Source organism: Aeromicrobium senzhongii, assembly GCF_014334735.1.
In the GTDB taxonomy this organism is placed as follows: domain Bacteria; phylum Actinomycetota; class Actinomycetes; order Propionibacteriales; family Nocardioidaceae; genus Aeromicrobium; species Aeromicrobium senzhongii.
This window is the reverse complement of record NZ_CP060587.1, coordinates 2726387-2741179: the sequence shown is the minus strand read 5'-3', so window position 1 is coordinate 2741179 and position 14793 is coordinate 2726387. Positions and strand designations below refer to the sequence as shown.

The 14793-nt window shown below is 71.8% G+C and carries 13 protein-coding genes; 10 read left to right on the top strand and 3 right to left on the bottom strand.

Going from position 1 to position 14793, the window contains the following annotated elements; genetic code table 11:
- Positions 1-4: 4 nt before the first annotated feature.
- The gene (locus H9L21_RS13500) at positions 5-499 is read left to right on the top strand and encodes a DUF3180 domain-containing protein (RefSeq protein ID WP_154596480.1); all 495 of its coding nucleotides are present in this window, start codon (positions 5-7) and stop codon (positions 497-499) included.
- 15 nt (positions 500-514) lie between these two features.
- The gene (locus H9L21_RS15510; protein ID WP_255467065.1) at positions 515-643 is read left to right on the top strand and encodes a hypothetical protein; all 129 of its coding nucleotides are present in this window, start codon (positions 515-517) and stop codon (positions 641-643) included.
- Positions 644-646: 3 nt separating this feature from the next.
- On the opposite strand, the gene H9L21_RS13495 is transcribed toward H9L21_RS15510, so the two are convergent.
- Positions 647-2350, bottom strand: coding sequence for a glycosyltransferase (locus H9L21_RS13495; RefSeq protein WP_187411571.1), 1704 nt, complete (start codon positions 2348-2350; stop codon positions 647-649).
- A gap of 56 nt (positions 2351-2406) precedes the next feature.
- Between H9L21_RS13495 and H9L21_RS13490 the strand changes: the two genes are divergently transcribed.
- From H9L21_RS13490 to H9L21_RS13475, 4 genes are all read left to right on the top strand, one after another.
- On the top strand, positions 2407-4638 hold the full coding sequence (locus H9L21_RS13490) for a CDP-glycerol glycerophosphotransferase family protein (RefSeq protein ID WP_154596482.1): 2232 nt from the start codon (positions 2407-2409) through the stop codon (positions 4636-4638).
- Entirely contained in the window at positions 4635-6416 is a 1782-nt protein-coding gene (locus tag H9L21_RS13485; RefSeq protein ID WP_154596483.1) for a glycosyltransferase family 2 protein, read from the top strand. The genes H9L21_RS13490 and H9L21_RS13485 overlap by 4 nt, the downstream gene beginning before the upstream one ends.
- Before the next feature lie 10 nt (positions 6417-6426).
- The gene (locus tag H9L21_RS13480; protein WP_255467064.1) at positions 6427-6702 is read left to right on the top strand and encodes an HNH endonuclease signature motif containing protein; all 276 of its coding nucleotides are present in this window, start codon (positions 6427-6429) and stop codon (positions 6700-6702) included.
- Between the two features lie 76 nt (positions 6703-6778).
- Entirely contained in the window at positions 6779-8872 is a 2094-nt protein-coding gene (locus H9L21_RS13475; RefSeq protein ID WP_154596485.1) for a CDP-glycerol glycerophosphotransferase family protein, read from the top strand.
- Here the strand turns inward: H9L21_RS13475 and rfbA are convergent.
- On the bottom strand, positions 8861-9724 hold the full coding sequence (gene rfbA, locus H9L21_RS13470; protein WP_154596486.1) for a glucose-1-phosphate thymidylyltransferase RfbA: 864 nt from the start codon (positions 9722-9724) through the stop codon (positions 8861-8863). The genes H9L21_RS13475 and rfbA overlap by 12 nt on opposite strands.
- Positions 9725-9785: 61 nt before the next feature.
- On the opposite strand from rfbA, the gene rfbB reads away from it, so the two are divergent.
- From rfbB to H9L21_RS13450, 4 genes are read left to right on the top strand one after another with little or no spacing between them, the layout of a single operon-like run.
- Positions 9786-10781 (top strand): dTDP-glucose 4,6-dehydratase, encoded by a 996-nt coding sequence (gene rfbB, locus H9L21_RS13465; protein WP_154596487.1) that lies wholly within the window; start codon positions 9786-9788, stop codon positions 10779-10781.
- Between the two features lie 10 nt (positions 10782-10791).
- A complete protein-coding gene (locus H9L21_RS13460; protein WP_154596488.1) occupies positions 10792-12093 on the top strand; it encodes a sugar nucleotide-binding protein in 1302 nt (433 codons plus the stop codon).
- 10 nt (positions 12094-12103) lie between these two features.
- Positions 12104-12466, top strand: a complete 363-nt coding sequence (locus H9L21_RS13455; RefSeq protein WP_222865793.1) for a sterol carrier family protein — start codon at positions 12104-12106, stop codon at positions 12464-12466.
- 10 nt (positions 12467-12476) lie between these two features.
- Entirely contained in the window at positions 12477-13088 is a 612-nt protein-coding gene (locus H9L21_RS13450) for a peptidylprolyl isomerase (RefSeq protein ID WP_154596489.1), read from the top strand.
- 10 nt (positions 13089-13098) lie between these two features.
- On the opposite strand, the gene H9L21_RS13445 is transcribed toward H9L21_RS13450, so the two are convergent.
- Complete coding sequence (locus tag H9L21_RS13445; protein WP_154596490.1) at positions 13099-14649, bottom strand: long-chain-fatty-acid--CoA ligase; 1551 nt, start codon at positions 14647-14649, stop codon at positions 13099-13101.
- Positions 14650-14793: the final 144 nt, after the last annotated feature.

Here is a 14793-nt window from a genome sequence, read left to right as displayed (position 1 = left end):
GGCGATGAGACAGGTTCGGCGCAGTTCACCGCTCTACGTCGTCGCGTTGATCGCGGCGGGTCTGATCGTCGGTCGACTGCTGCCGCCCCTCATCGTCCGGTTCGACGGCGCGTCTCCGCCGGTCCCCGGCTGGGCGGCCGCGATCGTGATGCTCTGCGGGGCCATCGCGATCGGAGCGCTGGCCTGGGGGACCTGGCAGAACCTGCACCGCCGGCAGCGCTGGTTCGCCGCCGAGCACGGCATCCGGTTGTTGGCGCTGGCCAAGGCCGCGGTCATGGTCGGCGGCGTGTTCACCGGCGGCTACGCCGGGTACGCGCTGGCCTACCTGGGCTCGTCCACCGAGATGGGCGAGATGAGGCTCTGGCGCTCGGCGGCCGCGGCCGGCGCCGCCCTGCTGCTGCTCATCGCTGCCCTCGTCCTCGAGTGGACCTGCCAGCTTCCGTCGGACGACGACGAGGAGAAGGCCAGCTCCTCCGACGCCGATCCCTCGCCTGCCTGAACGCGGTATCCATCCGTGACGCTCACTGCGGTGGGTGTCAGCGAGGTCTGGCATCGTCGTCCACCCGTCGTCATGATGGGGCTCGATCACCTCGACCGTGACGTGCAGGCTCTGACTCGCAAGGTCTTCGACCGGCCCGAGTAGGTCTCAGCGGCGCTGCCACCAGCGGCGCTGGGGCACGTCCTGCTGCCACGAGGCGTTCTGCCACGTCAGCAGCAGCCGCTCGCGAGCGCCGCGGGGCGCCCGGCCGGCGCACACGGTGAACGTCGTGCCGTCGCGGTCCAGCGAGGTGGTCAGATCGGTCGGGCCGGCGTCGCCGGGCTGCCACGCCTGCCAGCGCAGTCGGACATCGGCGAGGTCTCCGGTGCCCTTGACGTGGACGCGGGCCTCACGCCCACGGAGGTCGACGCGGACGTCGTCCAGCCGCACGCGCGTCGGCTTGCGGTCGAGTGCCTCGCGCGCGACCTGTGCCCAGTCCGCCAGGAAGGACTCGTGGCCGTGGGCGATCGCCCCGGCGCGGGCGCGGCCGCGCATCGACTCGAGGCGTTCGCGGTCGGCCAGCAGGTCGAGCGTCGCGTGCGCCAGGCGTGCAGCGTCTCCCGCCGGCACCAGCACCCCGTCGACGCCCGACTCGATCTGCTCGGCAGGGCCGTAGGGCACGTCGAACGCCAGGACCGGACACTCGCGCATGCGCGCCTCGAGGATGAACAGGCCGTAGCCCTCGAAGCGGCTGGTCAGCCAGGCGAGGTCGGCCTCCCACAGCCGGTCCGCCGCGTCCGGGACGTGTCCGTGGAAGACCACGCGGTCGGCGACGCCACGCTCGGCGGCGCGGTCGCGCAGCCTCTGCTCCTCGTCGCCGTCGCCGTAGATCTCCAGCGTCGCGGTGGGGTGACGTGGCGCGACGAGGGCGAAGGCGTCGATGGCGCGGTCCAGTTGCTTCTGGGGGTGCAGCCGGGCGATCACGACGATCCGTCCGGGCACCCGCGCCGGTGGGGGCGAGGGCGGCTCGACGGCCTCCACGGGATTGGCCACGACGTGGAACTGGGGCAGGTCGCCGAAGCGCAGCCGCAGGTCGTGCCGCTGGCGTTCGGTCAGGGTGTTCAGGGCGTCGAACCGGTCCACGTGAGCCAAGGAGGACGCGTACGACGGCTCGAGAGGCGAGTCCCAACGGCGTTCGCCGCGCAGGTGGGGGTTGTGCATCTGGTGCATCAGGACGATCCGAGGATCGTCGAGCAGGCCCAGCTCCTCGGCGACGAACCGGCTGTCGCTGACCAGGAACACGGGCCCGTCCGTGGGGACGACCTGGCGGGTCCACCAGCGCCACAGGTCGCCGAGCCCGTCGCCGGCCAGCACGACGCGCCCGTCGCGGTCGAGCACGCGGGTGTCGCCGGCCATGTCGTCCGCCGGGGTGAAGGCGTACGTCGTGCCGTCGGGCCGCAGATACTCCCAGGTGGTCTCGGTGCCGTCGTCGCGGAGGTGACGGCGCCGCCACGGGTAGCCGACCTCGACGTCGTCCTGCGTCCGGTCGGGCACGGGGACGGGCGGGGCCTCGACGGAGGGGAGCGCGGTCAGGTCCCGCTCGCGCAGGTCCTCGTGGAGGTTGACCAATCGGCTCTGCGGCAACAGCAGCCCCTCGGCCAGCAGGCCGGCCCGGATCGGGTCGTAGGACGGGACCGGGTTGTAGGTCAGGATCGGGAAGTCGAGCCCCGCGGCGACGAACAGCCGGTGGCGGAGCAGGACCATGCGGGTCTGGCCGCCCGCACCGAGCCGGACGTTCCCGACGACGGAGAACCAGGCGCCGGCGGGGAAGGGTGTGGCCGGCTCGCCCGGTGCTGCAGCAGATGGCGACACGCGGCGAGCGTATAGCATCGACGCCGTCCGGGATGATCGGCGAAGGCGTAGGTGACATGGGCAAGCTGCGGTCGCTCACGCGGCGGGTGCGGGACCTGGCGACGGGTCCGGCGAAGCCCCTCGACGTCCTCGCCCGCGAGTTCCCTGCGCTGGTCCGCAAGCTCCCCAAGGACCTCGACGGCAGCGTCGAGGCGCAGCTGCGCGAGCGACTGCCCGAATGGTTGGACGGCGTCGACCGTGCGGCGCTGGTGCGTCGGGTCCCGTCCTGGGCGAAGGTCGCCTTGCACCATCTCGAGCACGACGACCTGGCCGCCCTCCACGCCGCGCTCGACCACGGCCTGCTCGACGTGCGCCAGTTCGCCGCCGGACTCCACGAGGGCGAGCCGGTCGTGCACTTGCCGGGCTGGGACGATCCGTCGATCCCGCGCGAGACCTTCGTGCTGGCCACCTCCGAGACGCGATTCGCCGGCGAGGTCGTCCGGGCGCGCGTGGTCGACGACCGCTTCGAGGCGGTCGTCCGTGCCGGTTTCGCGCACATCGACGCCGACGGTGCCGTGCCCGAGCTGGTCGTCGTCACGCCCGGGGTGCGGGCGGAGTGGATCGGCGAGACCTCCGGGCACCGCGGCGGCGCCGCGATGTGGCGCGAGACGTACGACCGCAGCACCTGGGCGATCGAGCTGCCGCTCTCGAGGATGGGCCCCGAGCAGGCGCTCGACCTCGAGGTCGAGGTGCGCCTCGCGGGACGCACCGCCGGCGGCCGCCTCGACCTCGTCGTGCCCGCCGACCCGATCGGCCCGGCCATCGACGGCATCGACCTCGAGCGCGGCACGATCGTGGTGCGCGGACGGGGTCTGACCACCGCTCCGACGCTGGAGTCGGCGTCCGTCACGGTGACGGCCGACGAGTTCAGCCGGCTGGGCTCCAGCTTCCGCGCCGTCTTCCCGGGCACCGCCGACCGCTGGGGCCGGGGCCCGCTTCCGCTCCCGGTGGGGGACTACGCCGTGATCGCGGACGGGCAGCCGGTGCCGCTGGCCGCGGAGCTGGTCGACTGGCCCGCCGACCTCGCCGACGGTCCGCTCGTGGGACACACCACGCACGACGGGCTGCGGCTGATCAAGCCGCGGCTGCCCGACGAGAACACGATGTACGGCCAGCGCTACCTGCGCGAGGCGTACGAGGCCCTCGAGGCACCCGTCGACGCGCGTGCGGCGATGTTCCAGTGCTACTGGGCCGAGGTCGCCACCGACAGCCAGGCCGCGATCCACCGCGAGCTGCGCCGTCGCGACCCGCGGCTGCGGCTCTACTGGGGCACCGTCGACCACTCCGTCGCCCTGCCCGAGGGCGCCAAGCGCGTCATCGCCGGGACGCGCGAGTGGTACTCGGCGCTGGCGACCTCGAAGTTCCTCGTCAAGAACACCGAGGTGGGTGCCTACACGCGGCTGCGTCCGGGCCAGGTGTACCTGCAGACGTTCCACGGCCAGCCGTTCAAGCGCATGGGCCGGCCCGACTTCGTGCGGCGGATGGCGCCGTGGCGCGCCGAGTACGAGGCCACCACACGTCGCTCGGCTTACTGGGACGTCATCTGCCTGCCGTATCCCGAGGCTGCCGAGTTCTACCGCGAGGCCTACGACTGGGACGGTCCGGCGTTCGATCACGGACTGCCGCGCACCGACTCGCTGCTGGCCGACGACGCCGCCGAAGTGCGCCGCAGGACGCGTCGCCTGTTCGGCATTCGCGACGACCAGACGGCCGTCCTGCACGCCACCACGTGGCGCGAGGACCTGTCACGCGGAGACAACACCTCGGCGGACCCCGGACTCCTCGACGTCAAGGCCCTGGCCGAGCAGCTCGGCGACGACGTGGTCGTGCTGCAGCGCAGCCACCACTCCGTCGCCCGGTCGGACCAGCGCCACGGCAGCGGAGGAGGCGTCGTCGACGTCACCGACCATCCCGAGATCAACGACCTCGTGCTGGCTGCCGACCTCGCCATCTTCGACTACACGTCGCTGCGGTTCGACTTCGCGATCACCGGCAAGCCGATGATCTTCTTCGTCCCCGACCTCGAGAAGTACGAGAACGAGCTGCGTGGCTTCCTGTTCCCGTTCGAGGAATCGGCGCCCGGTCCGGTCGTGCGTGACTCCGGTGAGTTGGCGGGGCTCGTCCGTGACACCTCGTGGGCGGCCGAGCACGCCGACGCCTACGCCGCCTTCAACGAGCGGTTCAACCGGTTCCACGACGGGCACGCCGCCGAGCGGGTCGTCGACGGCCTGCTCGGGTGGGACGCGTGAGGCTGTTCAAGCGGGCGGCTCCCCAGCCGCTGCTCAGCGTCATCGTGCCGGTCTACGACGTCGAGGAGTACCTGGCGGAGTGCCTGGACTCGATCCTCGAGCAGTCGCAGGCGCCCTTCGAGGTGATCGTGGTCGACGACGGCTCTCCTGACGCCAGTGCGAAGATCGCCCGGAAGTACGCCCGACGCGATGCCCGGGTGACGGTCGTGACTCGCCCGAACGGCGGCCTGAGCGCCGCGCGGATGACCGGCATCGAGCACGCCACGGCGCCCTACCTGACGTTCGTCGACTCCGACGACGTGGTGTCCGCCGAAGGGCTCTCCGCTGCGGTCGAGGTGCTCGAGCGCAGCGGCGCGGACTACGCGCTCCTGCCGTACGCGCAGTTCCGCGACGTGGACGCCCCCAGCCCCGCGCCGCCCTGGGTCGCCGACCTCTACGAGCCGCAGGCGCGGACGGTCACGGCCCACGAGAACCCCGAGGTGCTGGCCCAGGCGACCGCTTGGTCGAAGGTCTACCGGCGCTCGTTCTGGGATCGCGCGGCGCTCGAGTTCCGTCCCGGCGTCCTCTACGAGGACCAGGAGGTCACGGCGCGAGCCTTCGCGGCGGCGGACCGGATCGACCTCGTGCCGTTCCCGACCTACCTGTGGCGCATCCGTCCCGGCTCGATCACCCGCGAGGCCACCGAGCGGTCGATCGGCGCCTTCTTCGACGCGATCGCGCTGAGCCTCGACGCGCTGGCGGCCGTCCCCGGCGCCCGGGCGTCGCGGGCGTCGCAGGTGCTGTCGAACGACGTGCCGCGGTACCTGCGCACCCTCGCGAAGGTCACGGACGACGGCTACCGCGACCGCCTGTTCCGCGGCGCGCTCGACCTGCTCGCGGAACCCGATCTCGACCTCGCACAGTCGCCGGCCGAGGCCCGGGTCGTCTACGCGCTGCTGCGAGCCGGGAGGTCCTCCGACGTCGCGACGTTCGTCGAGAGGGGCGGCCTCGACCTGCCGTCCCTGCGATCGGACGACGTCGGCGGGCAGCCGGCGCTGGTGTTCCCGTTCGCCGGCGATCCCGACGTCCCCGATGAGGCTCGGGTCCTGTCCGAACGTCAGACTCCCCTCGATGCGACGGTCCTGCGGGCGTACCTCGACGAGTCCGGCCTGCGCCTGACCGTCGCGGCCTGGCTCCGCCACGTCGACGGCGACCGGCCGACGTGCCGCGCGTGGCTGCGCGACATCACCGGCTGGGAGCGCGAGTTCGCGGTGACCCCGGCCGACGAGTTCATCGGGCACCGGGTGCGCACCACGCGTCGCAGCAACGAGGACAGCGTCTGGGACCTCTCGCTCGCGTTGCCGGACCCTGACGACGTCGACGTGTCCGAGCTCGTCGTGGAGGTCACGCACCATGGCCGCACCCAGCGCGCGGTGGCGACGCGGATCGACCCGCTGGGCTCGGCTGCGATCCGGCAGGACGCCGGCGGTCCGACGCTCTCGGGTGAGGAGCCGTGGCTGCTCGACCGGCGCGACGTCGTGCTGTGGAAGGGCGAGCTGACGGACCCGGCGGACGTCGAGATCCCCGCCGAGCTCGGTGAGCACGAGGTGCCCGGCCTGGTCGACCAGGCGCTCGCCCTGCAGCTGCCGTGGGACTTCGAGCTGGAGGACCGCCAGGGCTACCTGGCGCTCGCCGGCCCGCGCCGACTCAAGGTCGTCGTCCAGCCGAAGGTCCCGCGCGAGCAACTGACCGTCTGGTGGCAGCGCGACCACGCGGCCGAGGAATCTCCTTCGACGTGATGCTGTCCTGTTGGGCCGCGACCGACCGCCCGGCTGGTGTGAGAGTCACCACGTCATGCCGTGGTCCCGAGGCGGCCCGACCACCGTCGACGACGGTGTCCTGCTCTGCTCCCGACACCACCGTGAAGTGCACGATCAGGGCTGGCAACTCCGGCTCGATCGGGTCGAGAACGTGGTCGGGTTCAGACGGCGCGAGGGTCACGCGTGGCAACGTCACCACCGCTACCGAGCGCTCCCTCGCGAGCGACGCCGGAACAGCGAGAGGGTCGTCGCGCCGGTAGGTTGACGCCGTGGACCTCGTGCGCAGAGCGCTTCAACGGTTGCGCCGGCACAGTGCCGGCGATGCGCCGTCTCCTGCGGCGATGGCCAAGCGCGTCCGCACCGCCTTCCGCCTCGACGAGCCGGGCTGGCGTGCCCTCGTCGCCGAGGTCGCCGCGGCGGCTCCCGGTTGGTCCCGTGAGGACTGGCTGAACCTGCCGGTGCGCGATCGCGTGGCCCTGTACAGCGCGTCGATCGACCACCGCGACGTCGTCGACATGCTGGCCGAGTCGCGCACCGTCCACGGTCCGTCCTTCCTCGTCGAGCGCGGCACCCACCGGATCCGGCTGGGCGAGCCGGTCGACGCGCCCGACTGGATGTTCGTGGCCCAGGAGCACGATCTCGTGGCCCGCGTCGCGGTCGAGGTGGCCGGCTCGTCGCCCGTCTACGTGGCGGGCACGTCGTTCATCTCCGGCATCACGTTCGACCCGACGGCTGACACGGTCGCCGTCGAGGCCACCACGAGCCGCGGCACGGTCGTGCCCGAGGTGACGATGCGGCCCGACGCGGTCGCCGACGCCGAGAGCGGCGAGCGGTGGGCCGACCAGACCGAGGCGTCCTGGTGGGTCCGGCTCGACCTCGACCGCAGCGAGCCGATCACCCTCGCCGTCACCGTGACCGTCGACGGCGTGGTCCGTCGCACCGAGATCACGATCCCGGCGCTCGATCAGCGGGTCCGCTCCGTCGATGTGCTCGCCACGGACTCCGGAGTGCGACTCACGGCCGACGGCGTGGACCTGCGGGTGGCCGCCCTGACGCAGGAGTGGGGCAGCGGTACGTCGCCGCTGAGCCTGGACGCGGTCGCCCAGCGATTCGGCACCGTCGCGACGATCCCGTCCGGCCGCTACGCGGTCACGGCGGAGGTGCCCCTGGACCTCGACGACCCCGAGGCGCTGTGCCGGTCGCTGGCCGACCGGGCGATCGACTTCGTCGACCTGTTCGTCACCGCGCGCGGATGGTCGCCGGGCGAGGCGGACGTCTCGCTCGTGGTGCGCAACCCGATCCCCGTCGCGGACCGCGGCCGCCGCCGCCAGCGGCTGCTGCTCGACGAGATCCGCGAGCACGCGGGGCCGTTGCGCGAGCGCGCCGTCGTCATGTGCTTCAGCGGCACCGGCGCCGGTGACAGCGTCGCCCCGATCGCCCGCGGCCTGGTCGAGCGCGGCATCCCGGTCGACTGGATCGTCACCGACCACTCCGTGGCCGTGCCCGAGGGTGTGCGCCCGGTGCTGCTGCACTCGCGCGAGTGGCACGAGGCCTTCACGCACGCCCGGTACCTGGTCAACAACGCCGAGTTCCCGCACTACGTCCGGTTCCGCGAGGGCCAGCGCTACCTGCAGACCTGGCACGGCACGCCGCTCAAGCGGATCGGCCACGACATCGAGAACCCGCGGTTGACGGCCGGCTACACGGCTGCCATGGAGCGCGAGGCCAAGGCCTGGGAGGCGCTGCTGGCGCAGAACGCCTACGCCGCCGGGGTGCTGCCCCGGGCGTTGGCGTCCGGGGCGCGCACGATCGTCGAGGGCTACCCCCGCAACGACGCGCTCGCGCTGGACGGTGACGACGGGCCCGTGCGACGACGGACCCGCGAGGCGCTCGGGCTCGGGGACGAGCTCGTCGTCCTCTACGCGCCCACGTGGCGTGACTCCGCCCGGGACGCCCGCGGCCGGCGGGCCTTCGTGTCGCACCTGGACGCGGCCCGGGTCCACGAGCGCACCGGTGCCACCGTGCTGGTCCGCAGCCACAGCAACGCGGCCGCGGGGCGCGGCCTGCTCGCCTCGCCGGGGGTCGTGGACGTGACGGCCCACCCCGACATCACGGCGCTGCTGGCGGCGGCGGACGTGCTGGTGACCGACTACTCCTCGGTGATGTTCGACTTCGCCGTCACCGAGCGGCCGCAGATCCTGCTGGTGCCCGACGCCGCCGAGTACCGCGACGAACGCGGCTTCTACCTCGACCTGCACGAGATGCCGCCCGGCCCCGTCGTCACCTCGACGGACGAGGCGATCGACGTCCTGATGAACGGTGACACGTCCGGCGCGGACCGCACCGCGTTCCGGCAGCGGTTCGCACCGTTGGACGACGGCGGGGCCACCGGCCGGGTGCTCGACGCGTGGCTGGGGCCCGTCTCAGGCCTCTAGCAGGCCCAGGAGGTAGTCGCCGTAGCCGCTCTTGACCAGCGGGCGGGCGAGCGTCGCCAGCTCGTCGTCGGTCAGCCAGCCCTGGCGCCAGGCGATCTCCTCGGGGCACGAGACCTTGAGTCCCTGTCGCTTCTCGATCGTGCGCACGAAGGCGCCCGCGTCGGCGAGGTCGTCGAACGTGCCGGTGTCGAGCCACGCGGTGCCGCGGGGGAGGACCTCGACCTGCAGCGTCCCCTCGTCCAGGTAGGTGCGGTTGAGGTCGGTGATCTCGAGCTCGCCGCGGGCCGACGGCTGCAGCACGCGGGCGCGCTCGAGGACGGAGTTGTCGTAGAAGTACAGGCCGGGCACCGCGTAGTTGCTGCGCGGCTTCTCGGGCTTCTCCTCCAGGGAGATGGCCCGTCCCGTCTCGTCGAACTCGACGACGCCGTAGGCCGTGGGGTCGGCCACGTGGTAGCCGAACACGGCCGCGCCCACGGTGTGGTCGAACCGGTGCAGGCTGGTGCCGACGCCCGCCCCGTAGAAGATGTTGTCGCCCAGGACGAGCGCCGCGCCCTCGGCGCCGACGTGGTCCGCGCCGATGATGAACGCCTGTGCCAGGCCGTCCGGGGAGGGCTGCTGGGCGTACGTCAGGTTCACGCCGAAGCGGGAGCCGTCGCCCAGGAGACGCTCGAACGCCTCGGCGTCGTGGGGCGTCGTGATGATCAGGATGTCCCGGATGCCCGTCGCCATGAGGGTCGACAGCGGGTAGTAGATCATCGGCTTGTCGTAGACGGGGACGAGCTGCTTGCTGACGCCGAGGGTGATCGGGTGCAGTCGCGAGCCGGTTCCCCCGGCCAGGATGATGCCACGCATGGGTTGCACCCTATGCGATCGGCGGGACCGAGGTCGCCGGGCGGACGGTACGCTCGTGCGCATGCGATTGCTGGTCACCGGCGGTGCCGGGTTCATCGGGTCCAACTTCGTCCGTCAGGTGGTGGACCGCACGGACGACCGCGTCACCGTGCTGGACAAGCTGACCTACGCCGGAAGCCGTGAGTCCCTCGCGGGTCTGCCCGAGGACCGGGTCTCGCTCGTCGTCGGGGACGTCGCCGACTCCGAGCTGGTCGACTCGCTCGTCGCCGAGCACGACGCGGTCGTGCACTTCGCGGCCGAGTCGCACAACGACAACTCCCTCGTCGGGCCGCGGCCGTTCCTGGACACCAACATCATCGGCACGTTCGCGCTGCTCGAGGCCGTGCGCAAGCACGACGTGCGCTACCACCACATCTCCACCGACGAGGTCTACGGCGACCTCGAGCTGGACGATCCGCAGCGGTTCACCGAGTCGACGCCGTACAACCCGTCGAGCCCGTACTCGTCGACGAAGGCCGGCTCCGACCTGCTCGTCCGGGCCTGGGTGCGCTCGTTCGGCGTCCGCGCGACGATCTCGAACTGCTCCAACAACTACGGACCGTTCCAGCACGTCGAGAAGTTCATCCCGCGCCAGATCACGGGCCTGATCGACGGCATCCGCCCGCGCCTGTACGGCGAGGGCCTCAACGTCCGCGACTGGATCCACGTCGACGACCACAACTCGGCCGTCCTGACGATCCTCGAGTCCGGACGCATCGGCGAGACCTACCTCATCGGCGCCGACGGCGAGAAGTCCAACCGCGAGGTCGTCGAGGCGCTGCTGCAGCTCTTCGGCCGCGAGCCCGACGACTTCGAGCACGTGACGGACCGCCCCGGGCACGACCTGCGCTACGCGATCGACTCCACGAAGCTGCGCACCGAGCTGGGCTGGACCCCGCAGTTCTCGGACTTCTCGGCCGGACTCGAGGACACGGTGCGCTGGTACCGCGAGAACGAGGACTGGTGGCGGCCCGCGAAGGCGGCCACCGAGGCCAAGTACGCCGCAGCGGGACAGTGAGGGAGCGCCGATGAAGATCGAGACCACTGCCGTCCCGGGCCTGCTCGTCGTCCACCTGGACGTCCACGGCGACAACCGCGGCTGGTTCAAGGAGAACTGGCAGCGCGAGAAGATGGTCGACGCCGGGCTGCCCGACTTCGGGCCCGTCCAGCAGAACATCTCGTTCAACGGCACCGCCGGCACGATCCGCGGCATCCACGCCGAGCCGTGGGACAAGTACGTCTCGGTCGCGGCCGGCCGTGCGTTCGGTGCCTGGGTCGACCTGCGCGAGGGTGAGTCCTTCGGCGCCACCTTCTGGGTCGAGCTGAACCCGCAGACCGCGGTGTTCGTGCCGCGTGGCGTCGCCAATTCGTTCCAGGTCCTCGAGGACGGCACGGCGTACACGTACCTGGTCAACGACCACTGGAGCGCCGACGCCGTCTACGCGAACGTCAACCTGCTCGACCCCGAGCTGGCGATCCCGTGGCCGCTGCCCATCGCCGAGATGTCCGACAAGGACAAGGCGCACCCGATGCTGGCCGACGTCCAGCCCATGGCGCCGCGTCGCACGGTCGTGATCGGCGCCGGGGGACAGCTCGGCAAGGCGCTGCAGAAGCTTCTCCCGGACGCCGAGTTCCACGACTTCCCCGAGGTCGATCTCTCCAGGCCCGAGACCCTCGACACGATCGACTGGAACGGCGTCGGCACGCTGATCAACGCCGCGGCGTACACGAACGTCGACGGGGCCGAGACGCCCGAGGGCCGCACCCTGTGCTGGGCCATCAACGTCACGGGCGTCGCGGCGATGGCGCGGATCGCGATCGCGCACGGGCTCACCTTCGTCAACGTCTCGAGCGACTACGTCTTCGACGGCACCGTCGAGGAGCACGAGGTCGACGAGGCGGTCTCGCCGCTGAGCGTCTACGGCCAGACCAAGGCGGCCACCGAGGCCGTGACGTCGGTCGTGCCGAAGAACTACCTCGTCCGCACCAGCTGGGTCGTCGGCGAGGGCGCCAATTTCGTCGACACGATGCGCCGACTCGCCCGCAACGGCGTCTCGCCGTCGGTGGTCGACGACCAGTTCGGCCGCCTCACGCCGGCCTCGGTGCTGGCCGAGGGCATCGTCGACCTGGTCCGTTCGGGCGCCCCGTACGGCATCCACCACGTCACCGGCCGTGGTCCGGTCGAGACGTGGGCCGACATCGCGCGTCGCGTCTTCGCCGAGGAGGGCCGCGATCCCGCGGACGTCACCGGCGTCACGACCGAGGAGTACCTGGCGGGCAAGGCCGCCGCGCCCCGCCCGCGCCACTCCGCCCTGCGGCTGCCGGACTGACGGTCTCCCGATGGCCCGCATGCTGACCCCGCTCCCTGCGGCCGAGTTCGCCCGGATCTGCGAGCGGATCGACGACGGCACGGCCGAGCGCGCCGATCTGAAGGCCGCCACCAAGCACCTGCTGGCCCTGCTGCAGCGCAAGGCGCCCGGGCACAGCGTCGAGGTGCGGATCCCGCCGTTCGCGGCGATCCAGTGCATCGAGGGAGCCAGTCACACGCGGGGGACCCCTCCGGCGGTGGTCGAGACCGATCCCGAGACCTGGATCGCCCTGGGTCGCGGCACGCTCGCGTGGACGGACGCCTCGGTGCGCGCCAGCGGCGAGCGGTCCGACCTCACGCCACTGCTCCCGCTCGACCGGGGGACGGGTCGGTAGAATCCGGCGCATGCGTCTACGACTCCTGGCCCTGCTGCTCCTCGCCGTGCCCGTGCTCGCCGCCTGCGGTGGCGACGACGAGGGTGACTCCAGCGCCGGGAAGTGCACGTACGTCGAGGAGGGCTCGGCCGCGAAGGAGGCCAAGCTGCCGCCGTCCGAGCCGAAGTCCGCCGACACGCTCACCGTCGCCACGAACCGCGGGGACATGAAGCTGACGCTGACGCCCGACGCCGCGCCCTGCACGGTCAACTCCTTCGTCTCCCTCGCCGAGCAGGGCTACTTCGACGGCACGAAGTGCCACCGCCTGGTGCCGGGCTTCGTGCTGCAGTGCGGCGACCCGTCCGCGACGGGCGCCGGGGGACCGGGCTACAGCTTCGACGACGAGCTGAGCGGCGACGAGACCTACCCGGCGGGCACGCTGGCGATGGCCAACGCCGGCCCCGACACGAACGGCTCGCAGTTCTTCATCGTGCTCGCCGACGCCCAGCTGCCGCCGAGCTACACCGTCTTCGGCAAGGTCGACGACGCCGGCCTGGCCGTCGCGCGCGCCATCGAGAAGGACGGCAACGGCCCGGACGGCGTCGCCCCCGCCAAGGACGTCGTCATCGAGTCGGTCTCCTGACCGCGACGGCTCAGACCTGTCGGCCGCCGGCCCAGTAGGGCTTGCGCAGGTCGCGCTTGAGGATCTTGCCCGAGGGGTTGCGCGGCAGCATCTCGACGACGTCGATCGTGCGGGGCACCTTGTAGTGCGCCAGGTGCTCGCGCGCCCAGGCGATGATCTCGGCCTCGGTCGCGTGGGCGCCCGGTCGCAGGGCGACCACGGCCTTGACCGACTCGCCCCACGTCTCGTCGGGGACGCCGATGATGGCGACCTCGAGCAGGTCGGGGTGCTCGGACAGCACGCGCTCGACCTCCGGCGAGTACACGTTCTCGCCACCGGTGATGATCATGTCCTTGATCCGGTCCTCGACGTAGACGTAGCCGTCCGCGTCGATGTGGCCGATGTCGCCGGTGCGGACCCAGCCGTCCCCGGCGTAGAGCTCGGCCGTGGCGTCGGGCCGACCGTGGTAGCCGGGCGTGGCCTGCGCGGTGCGGAACCACAGTTCGCCGGCCTCGCCGGGGGTCACGTCCTGCAGGGTGGCCGGGTCGACGACGCGCGCCTCGACGCCCGGGATGGGCTTGCCGGCGGAGAGCAGTCGCTCGGGGTGCTCGAGGTCGCGGTGCTCGTCGTCGTGCAGCATCGTCACGACGCCGCAGAACTCGGTCAGGCCGTACACCTGGTAGAACGCCGTGTCCGGCCAGTGGTGCTGGGCACCGCGCAGGATCGTCTGGGGCATCGGGGCCGCGCCGTAGGAGAACGCACGCAGGCCGCTGAACAGCTTCATCGCGTCGTCGCCGGCCTGCAGCAGCATCGCCACGACGGCGGGTACGAGGAACGCGTGGGTGACGCCGGCCATCATGGCGCCGGCCAGCGCCGTGGGCTCGACCTCGCGGATGATGTGCCCCGGCACCCGGTTCTTGATCCCGAACATCGCGTACGAGGTGCCGCCGACGTGGAACATCGGCATCGCCACGAGCATCTTCGAGCCCTCGGGGTACTCGATGCCCGCATCGGCGTTCTCGGTGTGGGCGACGAGGTTGCGCTGGGTCAGCAGGACGCCCTTGGGCCGCCCGGTCGTGCCGGAGCTGTACATCACGACGACGGGGTCGTCGGGGCTCGTGTCGGGCGACTGGTCGAGCGGCTCGCCGGCCGACTGCCACGCCTCGAACTCGTCGGCCTCACCGCCCATCACGATGATCTTCTCGACCGTCGTGAGCTGGTCGCGGATGACCTCGACCTGGTCCATCAGCTCGGCGCCGACGAACAGCAGCTTCGCGCCGGAGTCGTTGATCGTGTAGTCCAGCTCGTCGCCGGCGAGGCGCCAGTTGACGATCGCGGTGGCCGCGCCGACGAGGCTGGCGCCGAGCACCAGCTGCAGGATCGCCGGGTTGTTCTTGTCGACCACGGCGATGTGGTCGCCGTGGCCGACGCCGTCGGCCGACAGGGCGCCCGCGGTACGGCGCACCGACTCCCACGCCTGCGCCCACGTCCACTCGCGACCCTCGTAGATCCACCCCGTCTCGTCGGGGGCGGCGTCCGCTGCGGCGCGGGCGTGGTCGGCGATGAACGTGGCGTCGGTCATGGGGTCTCCTGAGGGACGGTGACGAGACAGTGACTGTGAGGTGGCTCACACGGTAGCCCGCCCGAGTCCCGAGTGGAAGACTTCCAAGCAGCCATGACTGTTTGTGTCGGCTTCTCGACCTTCCCGTGGTGGTCATGGCGCCCG

Bases quoted from the DNA above. Each gene is read 5' to 3' on its own strand.
- H9L21_RS13500 (WP_154596480.1), top strand. From the start codon at position 5: ATGAGACAGGTTCGGCGCAGTTCACCGCTCTACGTCGTCGCGTTGATC.
- H9L21_RS13475 (WP_154596485.1), top strand. From the start codon at position 6,779: ATGGCCAAGCGCGTCCGCACCGCCTTCCGCCTCGACGAGCCGGGCTGG.
- H9L21_RS13490 (WP_154596482.1), top strand. From the start codon at position 2,407: ATGGGCAAGCTGCGGTCGCTCACGCGGCGGGTGCGGGACCTGGCGACG.
- rfbA (WP_154596486.1), bottom strand. From the start codon at position 9,724: ATGCGTGGCATCATCCTGGCCGGGGGAACCGGCTCGCGACTGCACCCG.
- H9L21_RS13455 (WP_222865793.1), top strand. From the start codon at position 12,104: ATGGCCCGCATGCTGACCCCGCTCCCTGCGGCCGAGTTCGCCCGGATC.
- H9L21_RS13445 (WP_154596490.1), bottom strand. From the start codon at position 14,649: ATGACCGACGCCACGTTCATCGCCGACCACGCCCGCGCCGCAGCGGAC.
- rfbB (WP_154596487.1), top strand. From the start codon at position 9,786: ATGCGATTGCTGGTCACCGGCGGTGCCGGGTTCATCGGGTCCAACTTC.
- H9L21_RS13450 (WP_154596489.1), top strand. From the start codon at position 12,477: ATGCGTCTACGACTCCTGGCCCTGCTGCTCCTCGCCGTGCCCGTGCTC.
- H9L21_RS13460 (WP_154596488.1), top strand. From the start codon at position 10,792: ATGAAGATCGAGACCACTGCCGTCCCGGGCCTGCTCGTCGTCCACCTG.